Annotated in this window: 15 protein-coding genes; 6 read left to right on the forward strand and 9 right to left on the reverse strand. The window is 55.6% G+C overall.

Annotated elements, in window-relative coordinates; genetic code table 11:
* Positions 1-22: 22 nt before the first annotated feature.
* The 4 genes from KUL77_RS11350 (at position 23) to KUL77_RS11365 (ending at position 7,471) form a co-directional block, all read left to right on the forward strand.
* A complete protein-coding gene (locus tag KUL77_RS11350; protein WP_297147207.1) occupies positions 23-1,717 on the forward strand; it encodes a ShlB/FhaC/HecB family hemolysin secretion/activation protein in 1,695 nt (564 codons plus the stop codon).
* An 11-nt stretch (positions 1,718-1,728) separates the two neighbouring features.
* Positions 1,729-6,321 carry an MBG domain-containing protein gene (locus KUL77_RS11355; protein ID WP_297147210.1) on the forward strand — a complete coding sequence of 1,531 codons (4,593 nt, stop codon included), beginning with the start codon at positions 1,729-1,731 and terminating at the stop codon, positions 6,319-6,321.
* A gap of 154 nt (positions 6,322-6,475) precedes the next feature.
* Positions 6,476-7,057, forward strand: a complete 582-nt coding sequence (locus KUL77_RS11360) for an OmpA family protein (protein WP_297147213.1) — start codon at positions 6,476-6,478, stop codon at positions 7,055-7,057.
* Positions 7,058-7,084: 27 nt separating this feature from the next.
* Positions 7,085-7,471: a DUF4280 domain-containing protein gene (locus KUL77_RS11365; protein ID WP_297147216.1), complete on the forward strand. Its 387-nt coding sequence runs from the start codon at positions 7,085-7,087 to the stop codon at positions 7,469-7,471.
* A gap of 21 nt (positions 7,472-7,492) precedes the next feature.
* Here the strand turns inward: KUL77_RS11365 and KUL77_RS11370 are convergent, their stop codons facing one another.
* The 9 genes from KUL77_RS11370 to KUL77_RS11410 all read right to left on the reverse strand — a co-directional run bounded on the left by KUL77_RS11370 (position 7,493) and on the right by KUL77_RS11410 (position 20,806).
* Positions 7,493-9,049, reverse strand: coding sequence for a hypothetical protein (locus KUL77_RS11370; protein WP_297147218.1), 1,557 nt, complete (start codon positions 9,047-9,049; stop codon positions 7,493-7,495).
* Complete coding sequence (locus tag KUL77_RS11375; RefSeq protein WP_297147221.1) at positions 9,042-9,407, reverse strand: hypothetical protein; 366 nt, start codon at positions 9,405-9,407, stop codon at positions 9,042-9,044. Before KUL77_RS11375 ends, KUL77_RS11370 begins: the two co-directional genes overlap by 8 nt.
* 11 nt (positions 9,408-9,418) lie before the next feature.
* On the reverse strand, positions 9,419-10,036 hold the full coding sequence (locus KUL77_RS11380; protein ID WP_297147224.1) for a DUF4123 domain-containing protein: 618 nt from the start codon (positions 10,034-10,036) through the stop codon (positions 9,419-9,421).
* Between the two features lie 113 nt (positions 10,037-10,149).
* Positions 10,150-12,429, reverse strand: a complete 2,280-nt coding sequence (gene tssI, locus KUL77_RS11385) for a type VI secretion system tip protein TssI/VgrG (RefSeq protein ID WP_297147227.1) — start codon at positions 12,427-12,429, stop codon at positions 10,150-10,152.
* A 78-nt stretch (positions 12,430-12,507) separates the two neighbouring features.
* On the reverse strand, positions 12,508-15,168 hold the full coding sequence (tssH, locus tag KUL77_RS11390; RefSeq protein WP_297147229.1) for a type VI secretion system ATPase TssH: 2,661 nt from the start codon (positions 15,166-15,168) through the stop codon (positions 12,508-12,510).
* Positions 15,159-16,250: a type VI secretion system baseplate subunit TssG gene (tssG, locus tag KUL77_RS11395; protein ID WP_297147231.1), complete on the reverse strand. Its 1,092-nt coding sequence runs from the start codon at positions 16,248-16,250 to the stop codon at positions 15,159-15,161. Before tssG ends, tssH begins: the two co-directional genes overlap by 10 nt.
* Positions 16,247-18,082 (reverse strand): type VI secretion system baseplate subunit TssF, encoded by a 1,836-nt coding sequence (tssF, locus tag KUL77_RS11400; RefSeq protein ID WP_297147232.1) that lies wholly within the window; start codon positions 18,080-18,082, stop codon positions 16,247-16,249. Before tssF ends, tssG begins: the two co-directional genes overlap by 4 nt.
* 117 nt (positions 18,083-18,199) lie before the next feature.
* Positions 18,200-20,008, reverse strand: coding sequence for an MltA domain-containing protein (locus tag KUL77_RS11405; protein WP_297147234.1), 1,809 nt, complete (start codon positions 20,006-20,008; stop codon positions 18,200-18,202).
* A gap of 102 nt (positions 20,009-20,110) precedes the next feature.
* Entirely contained in the window at positions 20,111-20,806 is a 696-nt protein-coding gene (locus KUL77_RS11410; RefSeq protein ID WP_297147236.1) for a response regulator transcription factor, read from the reverse strand.
* Positions 20,807-21,076: 270 nt separating this feature from the next.
* Here KUL77_RS11410 and KUL77_RS11415 point away from each other — a divergent pair, with 270 nt between their 5' ends.
* Both KUL77_RS11415 and tssK read left to right on the forward strand, forming a co-directional pair.
* Positions 21,077-22,006, forward strand: a complete 930-nt coding sequence (locus KUL77_RS11415) for a TraB/GumN family protein (RefSeq protein ID WP_297147237.1) — start codon at positions 21,077-21,079, stop codon at positions 22,004-22,006.
* Positions 22,007-22,052: 46 nt separating this feature from the next.
* The gene (gene tssK / locus KUL77_RS11420; RefSeq protein WP_297147238.1) at positions 22,053-23,483 is read left to right on the forward strand and encodes a type VI secretion system baseplate subunit TssK; all 1,431 of its coding nucleotides are present in this window, start codon (positions 22,053-22,055) and stop codon (positions 23,481-23,483) included.
* Position 23,484: the final 1 nt, after the last annotated feature.

Consider the following 23,484-nt stretch of genomic DNA (forward strand, 5'->3'; position numbering starts at 1 on the left):
GTGCGAACACGATCACGGAGCAATGATGATGAATCTTCACGCATTTGATCGCCATTCGCACGGCATGGAGCTGCGAAAAAATGTACTGACGCTCGCCTTGATAGCTTGCTCACCTGTAGTGATGGCAACAAGCGCGCACGAAGCAGATCCACAGCAGGCGGTGCCACAACAAACACAGCCGCAACAAGCACCAGCACTTGCCGAGCCACAAATGGCCGGGCAGACGCAAGCAAGCTTTGTATTGAACGGTGTCACGTTCGATGGTGTGAGTGGGGTTCCTGAATCCGAATTGCAGGAGGCTGCTGCGGGAAAGATAGGAACAAGCGTGACGTTTGCTGATCTGGAGGCACTCGCCACGAACGTTGTGCAGGTGTATCGCAAACATGGTTTTGCTTTGGTGCAAGTCTTTGTGCCGGTGCAGGAAGTGGTGGATGGCCGGGTCAAATTCAGCGTGGCGGAAGGTTCGCTTGGCAATGTCAGCGTTGAAATTGATCCAAAGGCACCCATCCATCAGGAGCGCGTGGCTAAAACACTGGCGGTGTTGCAGCCAGGTAAGCCGCTGAATAACCGGCAATACGAGCGCGTCATGCTGTTGCTTTCAGACCTTCCGGGGATCAAACCGCAGTCTGCCATTACCCTTGGTGCCGCATCTGGGGCCAGCGATCTGAAGGTGCAGGTGGGGGCGCGTAACCGCGTGCAGTATGGGCTTGAGCTTGATGACTACGGAACGCGTGATTCGGGGCGCATTCGGCTGACGGGGAGCCTACGTTGGGCGAGTCCGTTTGAGCGCGGCGATAACCTTGATCTAAGGATCATGGCGGCTGAGGGAATGCACACGGCATTTGGGCGCATCTCTTATGAAGCCCCGGTGGGCTATAGCGGGCTGCGTATCGGTGCTGGGCTTGGGCGCGTTCAATATGAATTGGGTGGGCCGTTTGCTGCATTGGAGCCAACCGGTGTTGGCACTGTGTCAGATCTGTCATTTACCTACCCGCTCATTCGGCAGCGCAGCACGAATTTGTTTTTACGGGGTGGGATCGACAATAAATCGCTGACCGATCGTTTTGAAGCCGTTGGCTATGAAACACGTAAGCGGATTCATGGGGTGAGTTTGGGCGTTGCCTTGGAGCGGCGTGATCACGCTGGCGGTGGCGGCTATAACAGCCTGAGTGCCCAAGTGTATTTGGGGTCACTGAATATTCGTGACGCCATGGGGCGACTGTTTGACACACCGCCGTTCGGCTATGGAACGCAAGGAGATTTTAGTAAATACACCTTGCAAGTATCGCGTCTGCAATATCTCGCGCCTAAGTGGAGTCTGTTCGCTAGCGCGGGAGCGCAGCATGCCAATAAAAATTTGGATGCCTACGAAAAATTGTCATTAGGCGGCCCCAAGGCTGTGCGTGCCTATGCAACAGGTGAGGTATTGGTGGACGACGGTTGGATCGCCACAGTCGAGCTTCGGCGCGCGTTGAGTAGTGAATCAACAGTGTTCGTGTTTTACGACGCATCGCATGGCGACATGTTCCACCAGCCGCGGCCGTTTGATCCAGATTTGTCGCGCAGTTTGCGCGGCTATGGGGTGGGCTTTAACTGGAGTAAGCCGGGTAACGTCAGTATGAACTTAAGTGTGGCCTGGCGTGGGACCGGCCCCGGCTTGAGTGATGGTGGTGATCGTAATCCACGCGTGTTTTGGTCGATTCAGAAGGCATTTTGAGGAGCACGGACATGGCAATCAAACAGACCACACGCAAGCAAGTACAGTTGCTCCGCCGTCACCGGCTTGTATTGGCGTTGGCGGGGGTGATGGTGCTCCCGGCGATGCCCGCGGTTGCTCAAAACCTACCGCAATATGGAAGTGTAGTGAGCGGTGGCGCGACGATCGGTCAAGTGGGTAATCAAATGACGATCACCCAAACAACGAAAGGGGCGATTATCAATTGGGGGACATTTGACGTTGCGGCGGGGTCAGGGGTGACCTTTGATCAGCAGTTTGGTAATAGCAGTGTCACGTTGAATCGCGTGTTTGGCGCAACGACGGGTTCCGTCATCAATGGTTCAATCACTGCAAACGGTAGCGTTTTTATCATCAACCCCATGGGGGTTGCATTCGGGTCGAGTGCGCAAGTCAATGTTGGGAGTCTTGTGGCTTCGACGTTGGATATTGATGACACGGATTTTCAGAATGGGGTCAATAGCGGAAGCTATGTGTTTCTTCCGCCAAGCCCGCTTGCTCCGGTCGCGGGGGCGATTGTCAATAATGGCCAGCTAACGGCTGCGCAGAGCGGAACCATTGCGCTTATTGGCTCGCGATTGACCAATAACGGAACGATTACTGCAAATTTAGGAAGTGTTGTTTTTGGTGCGGCATCGGACGTCACGCTGGATTTTTTCAATGACGGGCTTACACAAGTCACGATTACCGGGACTGGGCTTGGAGTTTCAGCATGCTCGGTCGGTTGTACGGGCGGCATTTATAACCCGGGAGTAATTACGGCCGCGGGCGGGCATGTGGAGATGCGCACGACCACGATGGATGGTCAGCCAACGAGCAGTTCTTTATTTGTTGATCCGGCCAACGGCGGACGGATTTGGATTGGTGGACGTATTACTGCCAATACGCAAGGAACGCGAACAGGTTCTGTGATACTAGATGCCGGGCAAGGCAATGTAGATATTGGCGGTATTTCCGGCCAGCTTGGCCGTATTTACGCAAATGGAGCTGGAGCCGGTGAAAATGGTGGTTCTGTTGAAATAAAAGGGAATCAATTTTTCACGCATGTATGCATATGGTCGGGTGGTGCTTGTAGTACGTCTGATTCGTTAGGGGCGGTAGATGCTACCGCTTATGGAACAGGTGGGAATGGTGGCCAGATTCAAGTGGATGTGAATCGGCTCTATCATGCAGGTGTACTGCAAGCGGCTGCAGTTGCGGGGAATGGCGGCAAAATTACGATCAATGCCGATCAAGCAGAGATTCATAATTGGATCATCGCCGAGGGCCACGGTGGTCACGGCGGTGATATTTCAATTACCGGCACGGATGTGCAATTGCATCGAGGGCAGCGCCCATGGCTCGGTGGCCCAGGAACTCTTTATTCGCAGGCAAGCCTGACTGCGTTTGGCTCAACCGATGGTGGAACGGTGAGCATCAACGCAAATAGCATCAGTGTCATGGATTTGGGTGATGTCGCGCCGTATGGCCCTGACCAAGTTGCATTTATCAATGTGCAAGGGAAGGGCGGAGTGGGAGGAACGGTTTCTGCAACAGGAGACAGTTTTTATGTGGGTGATGCCGTTTTTGCCGATGCTTCCGGAACGACAGTAGGTGGTCAAGTAAATCTTAGTGGATTTAATATTGATTTTAATGGGCAAATTATTTCACGTGGCGATGTTTCAGGGGGTAGCGTTAATCTGTCCGCGGATTACTATATTGCTGTTAGCGGAACTGCAGATATCGATACGTCGAAGCTGACGATATCAGCGCCGGGTTTGATGGTAGTGAGTGATGCATACTTTCCCAGTATTTCAGGCAGCAAAATTTCTGACGCTGCACTGACTGCAAGCTTGGCGCATGGGGGTGTCGTTAGCCTCGACGCAGATTCGTCTGTGTCCATTGGTAGCGGTGTATCGATCACGCATACGGCAGCTGAGGCGGCAAGTTTGACCTTCGCAGGTAGCGCGGGTGTGTACGGGTCGTCGTTCTCAATTACATCCACAGGCGGCCCGCTGGATGTCAATTTCCTGAGCTACAAAGGAAGTAACCCGGATGGTGGGATCGTGTCGCTCGGTGATGATCCGATAATTGATACGAATGGTGGGAATATTTTGCTTGCTGCGGATGGTCGTGGCGTTGAGGTTAATGGCGGGTCACTATCAAGTGGCACGGGTAGCATAGTTGCAACAGGTAAGTCTGCGGCGCGTGTGGCGCTGGATGGGGTGCAAATTTTGACGACGTCGGGTGATGTCACAATTGACGGGACATCGGACGGGAATAGCTCGGGCGTAGATCTTTATGGGGCAACCATCACCAGTGTGAGCGGTAATATTTCAATTAGTGGTGATGCAGTCGCAAGCTCTTACTATAATGGGCTAAATAGTAATGCAAGCGATATCTACACGGCAACCGGATCGATTGATTTGTATGGTACGGGGCAAATGGGTGGGCTGCATATCGAATATGGCAGTGTGTCCACAGGTGGTGGTGATATTGCGCTGCGAGGTAATTCAACGGCCGGGCAATCGCGCGCTGTGTCGTTACAGCAACTGGATGTCGAAAGCCGTGGCGGTGATATCAATGTTGATGGTAATTCCAAAGGAGCGGGTGGCTTTGGTATCGAGCTTATCGATTCAAATTTGATTGCAGAGGCGGGGGATGTCTATGCGGTTGGTATCGATAGTATTGGTTATGGTATTCAGTTTTACGGTGCTTCTGGTGTAAGCACGACGACAGGTGATATTCATTTGACCGGTGTGGGCGGCGCAGTGGGCCTTGATTTAGCCGGGGCTGAAGTTACAACGACAAGCGGCCATATGGATCTGCGTGGGCGTGGAATGTCCGCAGCCGGACAGGGGCTCGTGATGGGGACGGGTGGCTCACTGACTGCGACAAGCGGCGGCCTCGATATCACCGGCGAGGGCGGTAGCGGCGCAGGTGTGCAGTTTGATAGTGGCTCAACCGTGGATGCCGGGGATGGCATGCTGGTGATACGTGCAGCAAATGATGGTAGTAGCGATGCTTTAGCCATTGCAGGGGCTGTGCGCAGTAATCTGGGTGTAAACCTGCGGCCGGGCGGCGTGGATGCTGCTGGCAATCGGTATGAGCGTGTGAATGACGCGATTACGCTTGGCGGAAGTACCGGTTTTGACCTGTCTAGTACTGAGCTTGGAATGATTACTGCACCAGAATTGGTGATAGGTAGTGATGCACATGCAGCGGCTATTTCGGTACTGAGTGAAATCAACCGGCCAGGGAATTTGACGTTACAGAATTCTGGTGGGAATGTTGGGATTGATATTCAATCTAGCTTTACCGTGGGTGATTACACATTGGCGCTGATGAGCGGCGGGGATATTACTCAGTCAGCACTAGGCGTGCTAACAGCGCGTAGTCTGCTTGCTCAGGCAGGTGGTGCCGTCTTACTTGGAACTGCCAATAATCAGATTTCTGAAAATACGCTGTCTGGAACGTCAGTAGGGGATTTTGACTTCCTGAACGCTGGTGCTGTGGCCGTTGGTACTGTGTCTGCGCAAGGTATGAATGCATCGACAGGTGCATTGTCTGCGGCTTCCGGAAACGGAATTACTGCAGGTGGAAATGTCAGTATCCAGAATTTGGCCGGGAATCTTATTCTGCAATCGGGTATCAGTGGCGCTGGCATTGACCTGGTTACTGCGGGTAGTTTTCAAAATTCTGGTGCTGCTACTTTGAGTGCAAGTGGGGGGTGGCGGGTATGGTCAAATACTTGGGTGGGTGAGGTGCGTGGCGGCCTTGTTGGTTCAGGCGCAACCCCCAATCTGTATGGCTGCGCTTATCTCGGGGCGTGTGGTGTAACCGTGACGAGTACGGATAGTCATTTCATTTATGTCACTCAGCCAGTCGCAACTGTAACAATGGATGACATTATCCGTGAGTATGGGCTGAATAACCCAGCTTTTACTTTTAGCGTTACTGGAGCAATTTTGGGTGATGCCGCCACAAGTGTTGCTGCAGGTGCAGCGAGTACAACGGCGGCGATAGGTAGTGATGTGGGTACTTATGCAATTACCGGTAGTTACACATCCCCATCGGGGTATCAGATCAATTTTGTACCTGGGACACTAACGGTAATTCCGGCTCCGCTTGTGTTTACGGCTGACACTCTTATTAAATATTTTGGTGCACCTAACCCACTGTTGACTGGGACAGTTACTGGGTTCAGGAATGGCGATACATTGAGTAGTGTCTTTGGTTCGTCGAATCTTTGGACGACATCGGCCGGGGGGGCGTCGACCGTTGGGTATTATCCGGTCACTTGGAGCGGTAGTGCTCAAAATTATGTAGTTGTGCAGGCGCCTAGAAACGCAACGGCATTGCAGGTCATGCCGCAGCCGCAAATGTCAGACATTCCCATCGATTTTGTTGGGGATTCGGTGGTGACTTATGTCTACGATCGAAACTTCGGTTCTGCGCCGATCTGTGCGGTAAATGTGGCGCAAGCGGGCCCGGCGACGGATGCGTCGGGTGACATGCTGGCAAACGAGTGGTCGAAGGTGAGGTCACGGCCTAATTTGAGCAACTGTTTTGATAGTGAGCGCCGCAACGCGTGTGGAGATTTCTAACCGGTCAAGCAGCTGTGCATTAGGTACTAGGCCGAACGGCGTATCGAAAATTTGAGTGGTGCAGAGCAGACTTTCAACGTGTGCATGCACCGGTCAGTGGCTGGGTAAATGCGATCTGTTCTGGCCTTCTGGCCCTTATCTTGAGGATGCGATCATGCAAAAGACGAACTTGTTTCGATACGTTCTAGGCGCAGCGCTGCTGGCGAGTGGGTTTGCCGTGCAGGCTCAGCAAGCACCGACGACGCCACAAGAGCCGTCGGTTGATTCGATCATTGACAGCTTAAAGGCAGACGCCACGGATACGGCGCAAGGCCAGACGCGCGCGCTTCGCCCTGGTGCCGCCTCGATGGCGACTTCAGCGCCGGCTCCCACAGTGACCAAGCCAGCGGCCAAGGCGGCATCGATCAATATGCAGATCAATTTTGATTTCAATTCAGATCGTATCTCAGGGACATCTGAGCATACGATGGCCACGCTGGCCAAGGCGCTTGCATCACCGCAGCTAGAGAACCGCAGCTTTACGGTGATTGGTCATACCGACGGTAAGGGCTCAGCGGCCTACAACAAGGCTCTTTCAGATCGTCGCGCGGCGTCGGTGCGCCGCTATTTAATTGATAATGGCGTTTCAGCGTCACGCTTGCGTGCAATTGGCAAGGGTAAGAGTGAACTTTTGAACCCAAGCGATCCTTTCGCCGCCGAAAATCGCCGTGTTGAGGTGTTGGCAACGGGCGGCTGAGTTTTCGTCAAAGACCGAAGTACGCTCATGCCGATTCAAGTTGTTAATGGTGCCACCCTGATGTGTTCATTCGGGGTGGCGCCTTCCACGTTAGTGGTGCTACCTGAAAAGCGCACGCTTTCCAGTGGACAGCCAGCGGCCACAATCATGGATTTTGTGCCGATGAAAAACATTATGACGTTTGGTATGTGTCTTTCGCCATCTAACCCACAGGTGATCGCGGCCACGGCGGCTGCCAGTGGTGTGTTTACTCCGCAGCCGTGTATTCCTGTTACGACGCCTTGGAAGCCGGGTGCGCCAACGGTGCTTATCGGTGGAATTCCCGCACTCGACAATACGCATACCAGCCAATGTGCGTGGGCAGGGATCGTGACGGTGGTGAATCCGGGCCAGATGACCCATATGATTCCCTAGCGGTTAGCTATGTTTAATGGCTTATCCGAATAGGTTGCCTAAAGAATTCGCCGCACTGCTCGCCGCTTGGGCGGCGCTTGCTGTTGCCGATTGCGCTACTGAAACGGCGCTGTTTGCAGCCTGAGCGGCTGCGTTTGAGGCTTGGCCAATGGCGCTTGAAGCACTCGCAATTGCGCCTTGTGCGGCCTCCCCGGCGCTAGCGGCTGCGTCTTGAACCGCCGACTGCGCGCTATTGAGGGCGCCTTGGGCAGCGCCATTTAATGCTTGCTGCGCCTGTTGCGCCGCTTGGTTGGCTTGCGTCAAGGTTTGTTGTGCCACCTGGTTGGCTTGCGCTTGCGCCTGTGCAGCTGTTTGCTGCGCCTGATCCAGCGCCTGCTGCGCCGCATCACCCGCCTGTTGCTGGGCGGAATCAACCGCAGCCATTGCTTGGTCAACGGCTCCATTCACAGCTTGCTGCGCTTGATTTTTGGCTGAGTCTACCGCCGTCTTGGCTTGGCTGATGGCCGATTGCGCCTGATCTCTAACCACCTGTTGGGCTTGTTGAACAGCACCTTTTGCTGTTCCTAATGCCTGTTGTGCGGCGCTATTGGCCATGGCCTGCGCGTCATCAATCGCCGCCATTGCATCATCCATGGCGGAGAGCGCTTGATCGGCAAGGCCGTCGGCCTGGTCTAATAACGCATCGGCTTGATCGAGCAAAGGGCCTGCGATGTTCTGCAGTGCATTATTTGCGTTTCCTAGTGCGTTATTGGCCTGGGCTGCGCGGCGCGCAAGTTCTTCCTGTAATGCACGCACGTAGGGGCAGTCGGACGCGGGGAAGTCCATCGACACGTCAGGAAACGACGAAGGAAGCGCATCGAGTACGCCGCCCACAATACCAAGCGCGTCGCGTGCTCGATCCATAACGGCGGAACGTGCTTGCTGCAGGGCGTCGGTGGCCGCATTACGGAGCATGTCCTGCGCTTGGTCGATGGCCTGATTGGCCGCGTCGAGTGCATTGTTGACCCCGTCTTCGACAAGCGTCGTAGCGTTATCCACCATCGCCATTGCTTGGTCGATCTTTTCTTGCGCGGCTTGCTCCGCGGTTTGCATGGCGTCATCAAGTGCGCCGCTGGCGGTATCGAGCGCATTTTGCACGACATTCTTAGCCTGCTGCTGCGCCGCATCAACGGCCGAATGGGCTTGATCAAGCGCGTTTTGTGCGGCTTGCCCCGCCTGGTTGCGCGCCTGCGTTAGGGCACTATTGGCCTGGTTGAGTGCGTTTTGCGCCATATCATTTGCGGCCGCGCGTGCCGTATCGAGCGCCTGATTGGCTTGGCCCAGTGCGGCCTGTGCGGCGCTCCCGGCTTGCGCGGCAGCTTGCCGCGCGGCCTGTTGGGCTTGGGTAATTGCGCCATTGGCGGCCGCCGAGGCCGCATTACTTGCATTGGCGACGGCGTTTTGCGCTTCAGCAACCGCACCTTGTGCTGCGTTTGCCGCCTGCTGAGAGGCTTCTGATGCGGCCTGTTGCGCTTGCTGCACGGCTTGGCCTGCTGCTGCGCTAATATTAGAGAGGCCTTCGCTCAAGGATTCAAACATAGCTGGCCCCCTGCCCTCGGCGGAAGTCACTGTAGGCGGAGGCTGTCCACATTTCGATCAGTAGCGCACGATCCATTTGTGAACTGTTGCGGTCGGCAAGAATGCCAGCAATGGATGGGTCATTACCGACGCGATCATTCCCAAAAAGGGAACAGGCCAGCGCATAGGCGGCAACGGCACGCTGACTGCGTAAGCCGGCCTTGCGGCAGTGGTTGATGACAGCGTCGAGCTCAGCATCAAGCTGGTCAAGCTGGAGCGGGGCTTTACCGCCGAGGTGACGGTTGAGAAAGTCCGCGAGATTGTTGCGCAGCTGCGTCTCGCCGATGGTGGACATCTGTTTGCGGTCCAGTTCGAGCATGGCCGCTTCCTTTAGGCCGCAGCGGCCAATGGCTGCAGCCGCGGAGCGATGGCGTCGTCGCGCGTAAAGTGCAGCACGCTACCGAGGATGCGGCCCTCGACGTGGCAGGACTGGATCGGGCCGAAGAAGGCTTTTCGCTGTGCATCGTCAAACGTGGGTACCACGCTTCGGAATGCGCGCGGGTCATAAAAGCGAAAGAGCATGGAGCCGCCGTCGGGGGCCTTGACTCGCAAGATGCGGCGTAGATGCGAGCGTAGCGTGTGGATGTCGGTGCCGGGGTCAGCGGTGAGCGCGATGCCCCAGTGCTCATCCCAGCCATCCATCAGTGCCAATTTTGCAATGGGCGTATTGGCGTGCAGTGCGACAAGGTAGGGCGCCGCCGCTGCGAGCATGGGGTCGAGGTCTCCGGAAAAGAGGCACATGGCGTCTGCAGCAGTTTGGGCAAGACGTGTGGGGAGATCGTCAATGATCGCGCCGTCCAAAACGGCGAATACAGGCTGCTCCCCACGGCGAAAAATAAGCCGCTGCAGCTGTTCGTACTGTCCTTGGCCAATCACGAAAAGTGCCCCACCTTGCAAAGAATTGCGATTGAAGCTTGCCGCATCGTTGGCGAACGCTGCAGCAGCCATGACGCCCCTGTCATTAGATGTATTACGTTGAACGAGCAAGGAAGCGGACATGGCAAATAAAATTCACTGAAAGGTAGGCAAGAGGTATCGAACATATTTCTGAATAGGTGTGCTTATCCATTACGTAGTGCCGCGAGTGCTTTACGCGCGGCCTCGCATTCAGCGCAGAAAGGCGTGCCAGCACGCGCCGCGTTTCTAAGTGCTTGGGCTTGAATTTGTTGACCGGATTTGGTGACAGAACCGGCTTTACCTTTAATGGCTTCTTTTGCGTCTTTGGGCTTGTCGGCCTTTTCTGCCTTGTTGGCGGATTGGGCCGATAGTGGGCTGCCGCCAGAATTGATCATCACCAGATTGCCGGTGATAAAAATCCCTCCTGGATTCATCACAATGGAGTTGCTGCCGGCTTTCAGGCTAATGATGGCGCCCGCCTCAGCCACCAGATTAACGCCTGCTTTGATGTCGATATTGGCGGCGGCGGTGAGCGCTGCATTGAGCCCGGCTTTTAGGGCGAAGTTCTGCCCGGTGGTGAGGGCGGCATCCATGCCGACGTCGGTATGCTGATGGGTGCCCACGGTGAGGTAGTCTTCTTGGCCCACCGTATGCGCGCGGTTGCTTTCAATTGAGGCGGTGTAATTTTTGCCGACTTTAAGGTCGGCATTTTCGCCAATATGTTCGATTAAGTTCTTCCCAATGGTTAAATTGGAGTCGCATGCGATGGCTTCAGTACGGTTGTTGCCAGTGCGTAGCTGCAGGTCTTTTTGCGCGTGAACAAAAATTTCTTCACTGTCTTTTTTGTCTTCGAAACGCAGTTCATTGAACCCGCCGCCACCTTTTGAGGAAAGCGTCTTGATGGTGGTGCGTGTGGACTCGTTTGGTAGGTCCAGAGGCGGAACATTGGGGCCGTTGTAAACGCAGCCGACAACAATGGGGCGATCGGGATCGCCTTCTAAAAAATCAACGACCACTTCCATTCCTACGCGCGGAATGAACATCGTGCCGTAACCGTTACCGGCCCAGATCTGGGCGACGCGCACCCAGCAAGAGGCTTTTTCGTCTTGCGTATTGGTACGCCGATCCGTGACTTTGCGGTCCCAGTGAAAGCGGATTTTGATGCGACCTAAGTTGTCGGTATGAATCTCATTTCCAGGCGGCCCCACAACAATGGCCGTTTGTGGGCCATAAACGCGGCTGCGCGGAGTTTTTAGTGGAGAACGAAAAACATGCTCATGCGGCTGCAGGCTGAACGTGTTGCCATAAAACGCTGCGCCGGTGCCTGCCATCAGGTTGTTGTTGGCACGATGATCGACAGACAACACCAAATACTCGGTGCTATCCGCTTGCAGCGGGTTGTCTTCAATGCTGAAGACGTAACCCGGAGTGAGGCTGCGCGCTTGGCTGGTGCCGCTGTAGCGTAAGTGGCTGGCCTCTTCGGCCTCCATCATGACGGTGGAATAGTACTTCCCAGTGGCGTTGTCGCCGCTGCCGTCTTGGGTGACGAAGTTGCCGGGATAGCGGAAGCGTTCGGTATCAACATCGCTGCCGATATCCAGCACGGTGGGGGTGTTCTCGCTGAGAATCCCTTTTTTTCGATAATCCCAGTCGGCAATCGTTGCTTTGCGGGTGCGCATTTGTTGGTCGGAAGACAGGCTTAAAATGGCGTCGGTCTTTTCGGCGTGCCCAGCGTCGTGGAACGGGATTTTGGAAGGGTCTAGCTTCTGGTTATCGTTCTTGTTGTCGGTGAACACCAAAATGTGGCGCGATTCGCCGTGGCCATCATGGCGGAAATAGAAGTGAATACCCGCGCGTTCGATGAGCCGCGAAATGAATTGAAATGTGGTCTCGTTGTATTGCGCGCAAAATTCGAGCTGCGGATGCGCTTCGCTTAGCTCAAGTGCATAGTCGCTGTAGTTGAACTCAGAGAAGATTGTTTCAATGATGTCTGGAACCGACAGCTTTTGAAAAATGCGGCAGTCTTCGTTCTGGGTCATAAACCAAAACCACGGCACGATGTCGCATTCGTAGCTGTAGATATCAAGCCGCTCGCCTTTGCTGGACATCACGCGCCCGGTGCAGGCAAAGCGTGAGACATAACCGTTCCAGTGGCGTTCACCGCCTGATTGATCGGTGTCCCATGTTTCAATGCGCAAAATAGCGCCCTTCCCAATGATCTTTTCGGGGGAAATATCATCGCTATAGGACAGCAGCTTGAGGCGAAACTCAAAGAGTTCGGACACCGCCTCATGGCCACTTAATTCTGCAATCAAGAGGTCATCCTCCCCGTAGTCGTCGAGGGTGAGGAAGAGCATCCTGTTGCTGGTAGATAGGGTGCTGGCCATGGTGGTTGTGATGTCCGTCTGCGGTTTATCCTCGCCGTTTTTAAGGCGATGCAACATTTGTCCGAAGTGCTACTGCCCTATCGCCTTGAGGTGCTAGGAATAGGGCAAAGGGTGTAGTGGCCTAAGTCCAGCTGCTTAGGTCACGCGATAGGTAAACTGGCTAGTGGCATCCGTGCCGATGTGAATATTGGCAATCTCTCCGCCTTCGGCCATTTTTTCCAAGACGTAGCCTGAAATATCAGGAAGTAGGGTGCCGGTGAGAATGTTGTCGATATTGCGTGCGCCGGAGTCCACTTCCGTGCAGCGTTGTGCGATGACATCCACCACGCTATCGTCGTAATTGAATGCAGCGCCGTGGTTGGCACGAATGCGTTTGCCGATCTTGTTCAATTTCAATCGAACGATTTTGCGCATATTGTCATCGCGCAATGGGTAATACGGAATAACAGTGGTGCGGCCAAGGAAAGCAGGCTTGAACGCACGGTTAAGTTCGGGTTTGAGTAGGTCGTTGAGGTAGGCCACGTCGGGTAGCTCCTCAGAGGCGCTGCAGGCTTGCATCACAAGATCCGTGCCGACATTGGAGGTGAGGATGATGAGTGTATTGCGGAAGTCGATTTCGCGCCCTTCGCCATCTTCCATACGGCCTTTATCGAATACTTGGAAGAATAGTTCCAAGACATCGGGGTGGGCTTTTTCAATTTCATCAAGCAACACCACGGAATAGGGGCGACGGCGCACAGCTTCCGTCAACACGCCGCCCTCACCATAGCCCACATATCCGGGAGGGCTGCCTTTGAGGCTGGAAACGGTATGTGCTTCTTGGTATTCGCTCATGTTGATGGTGATCATGCTGCGCTCACCACCATAGAGCGCATCGGCAAGTGCGATCGCGGTTTCGGTTTTGCCCACGCCAGAGGTGCCCACCAGCAGGAATACACCTTTGGGTTTGTCGGGGTCTTCAAGGTTGGCGCGCGAGGTGCGTACGCGCTGAGCAATCGCAGCAAGTGCATGGCTTTGGCCAATGACACGTTCTTCTAGGGATTCTTTGAGCTTCAAAACGGTTTGGATCTCATCGGCCACCATGCGCCCCACGGGGATGCCGGTCCAGCCTGCAATGATCTGTGCGATGGCACTGGCATCGACTACCGGCAATACCATCGGCTCGAAGCCTTGCAAGGCTTTGAGCGCATCACGCTGCTGGGTCAGTGCAGCTAAGACTTCTGCACGCTCCGGGGCGTCTGCAGGAAGTGCTTCGATTTTGTCGAGCTCTGCATTGATTTTTTCAACAAGTTCATTTTCCTGCGCAAAGCGCGCTTCGTCGTTGGCTAAAGCGTCGCTGAGTTGAGCGGCCTCGTCGGCGATCTCGTCTAGGCGTTTGCTATGGTCGGTTCCACCCGCGGTTTCTTTTTCAAGCTGGGCGCGCTCGGCGGCGAGTACTTCAAGGTGCTTGCGCGCATCTTCAATACGCGCAGGTGTAGCGTGTTGGCCAATCGCAATTTTGGCGCAGGCGGTATCCAACACGCTAACAGCTTTATCGGGAAGCTGACGGCCAGGAATAAAGCGAGAGCTGAGTTTGACGGCGTCAACGATGGCTTCGTCAAGAATGCGCACCTTGTGGTGCGCGGCCATCGCTTGCCCCACCCCGCGCAGCATGGCCACGGCTTTGGCGTCGTCGGGTTCATCCACTTTAACCACTTGGAAGCGGCGCGTGAGTGCCGGGTCTTTCTCGAAATATTTTTTGTATTCGCTCCACGTAGTAGCAGCAATTGTGCGCATTTCGCCGCGCGCGAGAGCGGGTTTGAGCAGGTTGGCGGCATCGTTCTGTCCGGCCGCGCCGCCAGCACCAATCAGTGTGTGGGCTTCATCAATAAACATAATGATGGGCGTTGCACTGGACTTCACTTCTTCAATCACACCTTTGAGGCGGTTCTCAAACTCACCTTTTACGCTGGCTCCGGCTTGCAATAGGCCAAGGTCAAGAGACAGCAGTTCCACATTTTGAAGTTGCGGAGGAACATCATTTTTTACAATGCGCTGCGCTAGGCCTTCCACAACGGCCGTTTTACCCACACCTGCTTCGCCGGTGAGGATGGGGTTGTTCTGGCGGCGTCTTGTGAGGACGTCGATCATGAGGCGAATTTCGCTATCGCGCCCGAGTACAGGATCCAGCTGGCCATCCCTGGCCCGCTGGGTAAGGTTGATGCAGTACTGATCGAGGTTGGGCGTTTTGCTGGGGCGACCGCCGCCAGCCGATGCGCCCGGTGCGCTGGTATCTGCGCCTTGTGCGGCGCCCGTGTCGCCCAGTGCGCGAGCATCACGTGCTTCGAGTGAGCCTTCGGTGAGGGCATGAAAATTTTTTGTCAGTGTCTCAAGGTTGATTTTTTCTAATGAGCGCGCGCTGACGGAGACAAGACGGCGCAGTTCGGAATCGGCAAGCAGGGCGATTAGAACGTGCCCGCTGCGAATTTTAGCTTCGCCATATTCAATTGAAGCCCAGCCCCATGCGGCTTCAAATAGTTTTGGCAACATGGCGGAAAGTGCGGGCGTGCGCTGGTTACCGCTTTTGAAGCCATCGAGTGATTTTCCAAGCTCGCGCTCCAGTGCTTCAGGCGCAATTTCAAAGTGGCGCAGCAATCTGCGGATGTCGGTGTTCTCCACTTCCAATAACTTGGACAGTACGTGCTCAACTTCAACTTCGTAATGGCCGCGTGACATGCACAGGCCGGCGGCTCCTTCCATAGCACCGCGCACGGTGGTGTTCAGACGGGCGATGAGTGCGCGTAAGTTCAGTGCCATGATTGGCCTCCCATTGCGGAAAAGTGGAATTGGGTTTCAGTGGTAGGAGCTTGGCTGCGGCGACCGCGTAGCCATGTATTCCAACCCAGTTGAGGGCGGTCTTCGTTGCGCAGGCCGAGCCGCAGCGGCGGCACTTGTTCGGCCGAAAGTGAGAGTTGCACGCGCAAATCAAGGGCGAGGCCGGTCATAAAACGTGCAAGCTCAATCACATCTTTCAAACTTGGGCCGCGCGGCAGTAGGGTATTGAATTTGCTGCGCTGTAGCGGGCCGATGCTGAGCTGTAAGGTTGTTTGCCTGTCCCAGTAGCGTGTACCAAGAACGCAGCCTGCACCAAGCTGATGGTTGCTGCGCCCCATTCGTGTTTGAGCGTCGTCAGCAATAGGTTGCCAAGTGCCGAGGCAGCCGCTGGCCTGTACCGGAGCATTGACCACGGCGGAAACAAGCTGCGCGATGGCGCGTTCGCCGTGCGGGCGTTGCGCGATAAGCCCGGAAAAATACACCATCGCGGCACTGGGCAGCGGCTGTGCAGGCTCGCTGCTGCGCTTGCTAGGGTGTAGGCGGGCCTGCAGCGCCGGTGTGCCAAGGCCAACGACGTATTCCAAATAACGAAGTACGGAGTTATGAAACCCAAACTGGCGCCCGATTTCTGGACGATGCTTGGCCCAGGCCAGCCAGAAAAGCGCAACAAGGCGGTGGTTGAAGATGTCGAGAAAATCTTGCGCGCTGCGATCGCGATCAAGTTTGCGTGCAATAAGGGTCTCGGTATAACTGCGCGGCAGAATCCCAGAGGGGCCGGTGAGGCCCATAAAGTTCACACAAACGCGCGTATGGCCATCGCTCACACTGATGGAGTCAAGCTCAGACGGCGGGAAGGCGAGCGATGCGGGAGTAATAAAGCGCACGGGGCCGGGGCGTGCGCCGTTGCCGCGGCCATCAAAGCCATTGCTGCCGTAAAGCAGGCGTACCGCTTGGAAAAAACTAAACCGCCCGGGTTGCGCGATGAGGCGCTCCATTGCGGGGCGCATGGGGTCGATGTCGCCATGCGCTGAAACGGTGCTGGGAGGGGCAATGGTGTCGCTCATACTAGTGGCAGGCTCCCGCTACGCGGTGGAAACCGCGCCAGCCATTCTTCGCGCTGCTGGCTGCGCACATTGAGGCGTGTGTATGAGTTGGCAGTACAGTACAGGCCAAAAAAATGATCGAGTACGCGCGCCATTAGATAGACCCCAGAGCCGACGTACTGGTCTTCATCAAACTGCAACTCAATGTCTGTGCCACGCACGAAGGCTTGGCGTGGCGCACGGCCAATTCGGGTAACCGATGGCTTGCCGGACACTTGAGTAATGCCGGCAATTTGTTTGCGCAGCGTGCTGGAGTTTGAGAAGTTGTAAAGATTTAGAATTTCTAGAAGGGCTTCACGGCCGCCTTCAACAATCGATAGGTGATTGAGTGAAAGGTGCGAAATAAGCCGCCATTGATTAGCTTGGCGCATGGGCGCACGCCACGTTGCGCTTGGTTTTTTGAGCAGCTTTGCACTGGCAATGACGCCGCTTTGCTCAGGTTCAAGAAAGCTATCTTCGCCACCATAAGGAAGCTGGGAGGGTAGGTCGCGGTTGGTGCAGGTAAGACTGAGGGAAAGCGTATCAACGCCGGGGGCGCTTGGGTTCATATCACGATCGACGAGGCTTAGCATCACGTCGGAACCGTCGTCGTTCGGCAACATGGACGGCTTGCGCTGCAGATACCAGTAATGGCCGTTGCCATCATCGTGCAGACCGTGTTGAACAGAATAGGCGGGATAAAACGCTTGCGAGTCGGTGCCGTCTTGGTTGCGGCTAAATTTTCTGACCCAATCGACTGAATACACCTCCATTCCCATTGGTCGCCGCACGTCAGGGGTGATGGCGTATTCATAGCGCTCTTGAGAGAGGCGGATTGGTTCGCCTTGCTGCTTGAATAGGTTGACAACGGGGGTGCAGAACAATCGAAAGGTGTCTGCGCTGACGGCTTGCTCTAATCGCGCAAGCCGCTCTTGGCGGCCAAATGGGTTGAACTCAACGGTTATTTCGACACTGCGATCAAAGCGGGAGAGGTCTAGCTGGGTGAAGTCAATGAACAAAAATTTTTCAGGAAGAACGAAATACTCTTGAAGCAGCCGATAGCCGAGGAATGAACGCGGGTCGTAGTCAATCAGCGCGTCATCATCAGCAAAGCCGACGGGCTGTATACAGGCGGGTGATAGGCGTAGCGGATCGATCTTGGGCATATCGTCCGGTGCGCGCAGGGTAATGCTGGCCGCCGAGTTGAGCAAAATTTCGTGCAGCGCGTGCACCAGCGGGCTTTCACCTTCCAAATAAAACCGGAGTGATTGAACGGGAAGTTTGGAAAGTGGTTGTTGCCCGGTGGCATCGAGACGAATGCGCAACGTAGCCACAGTGTCGCTGCGGGTAATGGCAAACGCCGAGCGTTCTGCGGCTTCTAGTTTGGCCTCGCGAACGCTGATTGGCCATACAGAGACAGGGTAGGCTGTGCGGTAACGGATAGGCAGGCCTTGCACCGGGCGTGTCAGTAGCTCGCTGTGCTGCGGCATGATCTGCGCTTCATTGATATCAGCACCTACAGCCAACTGCAGTTGGGCGATGGACATCGACGGAACAGGACGCAGGAAGTGCGGGTACAACACCGAGAGCATTGCTTCGGTAATTTGTGGGAATTCGTCGTCGAGTTTTTTGTGTATGCGCGCGGTGAGAAATGAGAAGGACTCGATCATCCGCTCGACGTGCGGGTCTTCGCAGACTTCGCCTTCCATCTGCAGGCGGGAGGCAATTTTTGGATAACGCGCACCAAACTCCTTCGATAGACGGCGAAGATAGGTGAGTTCGTTTTCGTAGTAAGGAAGAAGCTCTTCGAGCATGTGACCACCGCGCGCAGGCCCCGCAGACCGATCTCTGCTGGATAAGGCGTCAGGCTAGTAGGCAGGCGGTTGCTCGGCCATTAGTCGGATGGTCTATGCCCTGTGGCGCAGCCTTGATTAGTCTTCTACGCAAAGCTCATCATCGGGAACGGCGCAGTCGCGTAACGACGCACTGCCGCGGGTTTTGATGCCACTTGCGGCGGCGCTTCCGGCAACGGCTTTGGGCAGCATCAACCACATGCGCACCGTTTGATTGGTAGCGAGTGCCATTTTTCCAGCCTTATCGCCAAAGCCCCAGAAAAAGTCACCGCGTACGCTGCCGCGAATTGCGCCGCCCGTGTCTTGCGCAAACATCAGCCGCCGCATGGGGGTATCCGTTCCCGGCTGGAGACCTTCAATGAACACCGGGGCGCCGAGTGGGGTGGCGCGTGGATCAACGGCCATGGAGCGTCCGGCGCTTAGCGGAACACCTAATGCGCCGATGGGGCCTTCCGGGCCGTCGCCAATACGGCGGAAAAAGACGAAGCTGGGGTCGGGGATGCCCGTACTTGGAACCGGAACGCCCGCGCCACTCGCGGTGCCCGCGGGCTTGCTATTGCCACTACCTTGAAATGCTGAGACATCCAGTCTCGCGGTTTTTTCAGTACTGGCAGGTTTGCTGGTTGTGCTTGCAGGTACGGTAGAGTCAATGATGCTGGCAACGTCGGTATCTTGAGGTGCTGTATAGGTTTCGTCGGCGACGGGAGCCGTGAGAAGCAGTTGGATCATCGCTTCAACATCCGTTTCATTGACGCGTGCACGAGGGCGCTGTGTTGTCGCTGCGGGCCGTTTGTTTTTAGGTTTTGCTGATGAAGTACTGGCGATGGAAGTGGTGCTGGCCGTACCGCCGCCTTGAAGCGCTGCAATGATGCGCGCAACCTCGGCATCAACCCCAGCATTGCTGCCGGGTTTTTTCACCCCGCGTGTACCGCCGGGAATTTCAACCTCAAGCGGTTCGTCGAGACCACGGGCTTTGATCGCTAGCAGCATTGCATCGGAATCGCCGCGGGTGGCCTGCGGCATAAATGGATGACCGTTTTGTTCCGCGTAGGCCAGTCGAATCAGCCCTCCATCTTTCAGCTGGATCTTGCCTGAGCCTTGAATCTGCATCGAATAGAGTTTGTATGGGTCGGCCACCCACGCCAGCACAGGGGCATTGATGCCCTTGGCATCAATCTCTTGGCGAGCGTAATAGGGGCGAATCGTGCCGCCATCAATCCTCACGCGGTAACGCTTGTCGCGTGGGTTTGGCGCACCACCCTCCAGCGCGATGCGGTATTGTACAGCGCCTGCCTCGCCAGTCTCTGCGCCTACTAAACGCCCGTCATCGCTGCGCTTTAGCCAGCGTGTGGGCTGCCCTACGACGGTGCGTGAATCAATTTGGTACATATCAGAAGGTGTCCCGTACACGGGATAGCGATAGGCACCCTGCCGGGTAAGTGAGCCTGAAATCAAAGGTTCGAAATAGCCGGTGAGCTTGCCCGCTTCGCTGCGGGTGGGCGTCAGCATTTGATATGCATAGAACTCATCGTCCATAAACTGCTTGAGGGCTTCGTCGCTACGCGGGAGCTTGGCGAGCCTTGCACAGAGCGGGGCCCAAGCACTGCGCCGCCGCATGGCGCGGCAGTTGGTACTAAAGTTGGTATAGAGCGCATTGAAGTCTTCTGAATCCCAGCCGGGAATTTCATCGAACATCACTGGGACGTAAGCCGCATTTTTAGTGGCGAATGCTGGGCCAAGATTCGGGTTGGTGGGTGGCTGCTGTGCAATGTCTTGCGCACTTTGTGCAACCACGAGGGTGCTGGCGGCAACGCCCAATATTAAAAATACGGCGCGCCATGTGCGGGGTAATCGTTTTTGCGAAGGGGCAGGGCGGAACAACTTCATGGCTAACTCTCCACGGCCTGCATGGCCATGCGTTAGCACGAAGGCTGCGCTGTTGTGGAGGCTTGAACAATACGGCAGATGCACTATGGCCCGTGGAAGGGCTTAGGTCTCTTGTAGTTTACGTGAGGCCACAACCGCCTCCACGCGATTACGGACATTGAGCGCTCTAAAGATGGCTGCGAGGTGAATTTTGACCGTACCTTCACTGATCCCCAGCTCACGTGCAATGAGCTTATTAGGTTTACCTTGCGAGAGCAGACGCATAACGTCGATCTGGCGCTCGGTGAGCAATTTGCGCAAGCTCTCCATCGGATGCGCAGCCTGGCGCATTGAGGGTGAAAGCGATCCTGCCGCCACAGAAAAGGCCGGTGTGCCGGGTTGCCAGCCTTGTGCCTGTGCATTGGCCAGTAGCAACGGGGGGATGTAAACCCCTCCAGCAAGCACTAGACGAATAGCGGACAGCATGACGTCGGGTGAATAGGCTTTGGGAATAAACCCAAGCACGCCAAGATCCATTAGGCTGCGCATCAGCTCAACATCCTCTGAACCGGACAGCACAATGATCGGAAGGTTTGGGGCATAGCTACGCAGCTTGGCGATGTGTTGATAGCCCACCGTTCCTGGCATGGCAATATCAAGCAGCGCGAGGTCAAGCGTGGCATGGTGCTCAGCAACTGCCTGCTCCAACTCTTCAAGACTCATGGCCACCACGGTTTCAACCGCCGGATCCAATTCCGTCAGTTTGAGCTTGACGCCTTCAATAATCAGCCGGTGATCGTCTGCGAGAAGTACTTTCACGGTGCTACCTGCAGCCTGCGTCTTGTATGGACATCCGTTGTCTTCATAAATATCGCCCCTAACCCCCGCTCACCATAGAGGGCAGAGCCCCCGAAGATCAAGAAAAACCGACCGTTCCAACGGCATAGACCCTACGGCATATGGTTGCAAGAAGGCGCTGGCCGAAGAATGCAGGGGCTACGCGCCAATGCTAACGGCGCCGCTGGGGCGATATAGGGCATGCCAAAAAGAAGGTTCCCAACGCAGGTTTTGAGGGCTTGGCTTGTGCAAATGAGTCAAGCGCTTAGCCTTGCATTGGTGTTCTGCAGCCTGCCCGCGCTAGCGCAGACGGCGCCCGAGCGCGGTGTATTATTCAAAATTACGCCACCACTGGCGACTGAACTTCCCGCACAGATTGAGCAAGAAGGCGCGATGCCCGCGCCGGTGCCACCTGCGCCGCCGAGTTATTTGCTAGGGACGATCCACTTTGGTAGCCCGCAGGAACAGGGTGTGGACTACGCGGTCTTGGAGGGGCTGCTCAACGCGTCTGCAACATTTGTAAACGAGGCAGACGTGGGCTCTGCGTGGCTTCCAGAATACGACCATTACCGTTGGCTTCCGGTGGAGACGCCGCTGTCTGGCATGATCGGGAAAGAGCACTTTACGCTGGCGCAGGCGCTATTGCCTGCCGTGCAACCAAAAGATCTGCAACGCATGAAGCCGTGGGCGGTATTGGCACTGCTCGAGGCGCGTGGTGAATCGGCAGACGGCACCATGATGGATGCGCGTTTGCAGCAGCTGGCCAAGGCGAGCAATAAGACGATTGTGCATTTGGAAACATTGGAGCAACAGCTGCAGGCGCTCGATTGCGTGCCGTCTCAAGAGCAGGCAGTTGTGCTTGATGAGCGCTTACAAAAATCGTGGATTTTGCGCATTGAATCGGCTGAAGCCATGGCGTTTTACCGCAGCAGAAATTTAGATGCTTGGCTCGCCTCCATTGATCGCATGGATGGGCTTTCCGATGCTGCAAAAGCAATTGAGCAGCGGTCGCGGATCTGTCTTTTAGAAGACCGCAATGCACGTTGGATCGGGCCACTGGAGACGCTGTTCCGCGATGGCGGTGGGTTTGTGGCGGTGGGGGCTGTGCATTTGGTTGGGGCAGATGGGTTGATTGCGCGTTTACGCAACGACGGATTTACGGTGGAAGTAGTGCCGTTTTGAATGGCGCTGCGTCTTTGAGCTGAATTGAAATGAGGGAGCAGGGCGCATGGCATTTGGTATGAACGGTGATCGGCAAGTGCACTGGGGGCAGGGGGCCTTTTTGAGCCCGCAGCACCTACAAGCACAAGACGCGTGGGGGCAGGCAAATCGGCTCGCGCTGCATCTGCGCGTGACGCCGTTCCCGTGGGGGTTTGAAGCGCTGCGCATTCGCGAAGACGCACTCGCCAGCGGTGTCGTAGATATTGAGCATTTTGTACTTGAGTCAAAATCAGGTGAGCGGCTGCGCGGTGGCTCGGTGGATACGGCTGGCGGCAATACGCGCGTGGCTCAGCGCAATGTGGCCGACTTGCGTGTGAGCAATAACGACCCCATTCCGCTATGGCTGGTGTTCAATAATGAGAAGACACTGCAGGGACTTGCTGCAAAAGACAGCGAACGCTTGTTGGCTAGGCATATGCTCGCTTCGGAAAGTCTCGCAGACCCCTACGATACGCAAGCACCTGAAGCAGATGTTGATTTCCTCTTGTATCAGGCCAATATCGTCACGGGCCTAGACGATAACGCCGAAGCCATTGTGCGCTCATCTGATAGTTATAAGTTTGCAGAATTACTGCAGGCAGGGCCGGGGAAATTCAAACTATCCAGCGATTTTATCCCGGCGGCCACGGCTATTCGTGCTTCGACCAATCTCACACGCTGGACGCGCGCACTGCGTGATTTGCTGGTATCACGCGGCCAAGATTTCGCCGCAATTAAACGGCAGCGCGGAATTCGTGCAGCGTCCACAAGTGCGCAAGAAGTGATGCGCGTGCTGATGATGCAAACCTTTGCCAGATACATCGCGCAGTTCCAAGAGCATGCGCGGCTAGACACCGTGTCGGCTTATGCAATGTACCAAGACCTACGGCGACTTGTGGCCGAGTTCTCGGTCTTCTCTGAAGACATTGGTTATTTTGGTGAACTGGCCTCAAACCCCAATGAAACTGGGCTTCCAGAGTACGACCACGAAGATCTGAGGCGCTGTTTCCGCGTGGGGTTTGATCGAGCCGAAGCGCTCATCAAAGCGCTCACTGTAGGCGCCGAGGTGGGGATTACCCTGACATACGACGGCCGCTTCTATCGTGCCGATCTACCCGCGAATCTATTTGAAAGTGATAAGACCCGCTTCTATCTGGCGTTTGAATCGGAACAGAAGGGCGCTGATCTATTTGCGCGGCTTTCGCGTACCGGAAAGATCGCGTCGATGGACGAAATGCCGCGTCTGCTTTCGGCCGCGCTGTTTGGCTTGAAGATCGATCTACTGCCGGTGCCACCCGAAGAGCTTCCGCAAAAAAGCCCGAACACCACCTATTTCTTGGTGGATACCACGCACCCGTTCTGGCAGATGATCAAGAATGGCCGGAATATCGCGGTCTTCTCGGATCTTCCACCCGATTCAACCGTGATCAAACTGTTCCCCGTCGCAGGTCAGGAGTAAG

Origin of the sequence: Thermomonas sp. (genome assembly GCF_019104945.1) — a bacterium.
Lineage (GTDB): Bacteria > Pseudomonadota > Gammaproteobacteria > Xanthomonadales > Xanthomonadaceae > Thermomonas.

What these genes read in the sequence shown, in the direction of transcription:
- KUL77_RS11415 (WP_297147237.1), top strand. Translation starts at nt 21,077, where the DNA reads ATGAGTCAAGCGCTTAGCCTTGCATTGGTGTTCTGCAGCCTGCCCGCG.
- tssI (WP_297147227.1), bottom strand. Translation starts at nt 12,429, where the DNA reads ATGTTGCATCGCCTTAAAAACGGCGAGGATAAACCGCAGACGGACATC.
- KUL77_RS11350 (WP_297147207.1), top strand. Translation starts at nt 23, where the DNA reads ATGATGATGAATCTTCACGCATTTGATCGCCATTCGCACGGCATGGAG.
- KUL77_RS11405 (WP_297147234.1), bottom strand. Translation starts at nt 20,008, where the DNA reads ATGAAGTTGTTCCGCCCTGCCCCTTCGCAAAAACGATTACCCCGCACA.
- KUL77_RS11370 (WP_297147218.1), bottom strand. Translation starts at nt 9,049, where the DNA reads ATGTTTGAATCCTTGAGCGAAGGCCTCTCTAATATTAGCGCAGCAGCA.
- tssF (WP_297147232.1), bottom strand. Translation starts at nt 18,082, where the DNA reads ATGCTCGAAGAGCTTCTTCCTTACTACGAAAACGAACTCACCTATCTT.
- tssH (WP_297147229.1), bottom strand. Translation starts at nt 15,168, where the DNA reads ATGGCACTGAACTTACGCGCACTCATCGCCCGTCTGAACACCACCGTG.
- KUL77_RS11365 (WP_297147216.1), top strand. Translation starts at nt 7,085, where the DNA reads ATGCCGATTCAAGTTGTTAATGGTGCCACCCTGATGTGTTCATTCGGG.
- KUL77_RS11355 (WP_297147210.1), top strand. Translation starts at nt 1,729, where the DNA reads ATGGCAATCAAACAGACCACACGCAAGCAAGTACAGTTGCTCCGCCGT.
- tssK (WP_297147238.1), top strand. Translation starts at nt 22,053, where the DNA reads ATGGCATTTGGTATGAACGGTGATCGGCAAGTGCACTGGGGGCAGGGG.
- KUL77_RS11380 (WP_297147224.1), bottom strand. Translation starts at nt 10,036, where the DNA reads ATGGCTGCTGCAGCGTTCGCCAACGATGCGGCAAGCTTCAATCGCAAT.
- KUL77_RS11360 (WP_297147213.1), top strand. Translation starts at nt 6,476, where the DNA reads ATGCAAAAGACGAACTTGTTTCGATACGTTCTAGGCGCAGCGCTGCTG.
- tssG (WP_297147231.1), bottom strand. Translation starts at nt 16,250, where the DNA reads ATGAGCGACACCATTGCCCCTCCCAGCACCGTTTCAGCGCATGGCGAC.
- KUL77_RS11375 (WP_297147221.1), bottom strand. Translation starts at nt 9,407, where the DNA reads ATGCTCGAACTGGACCGCAAACAGATGTCCACCATCGGCGAGACGCAG.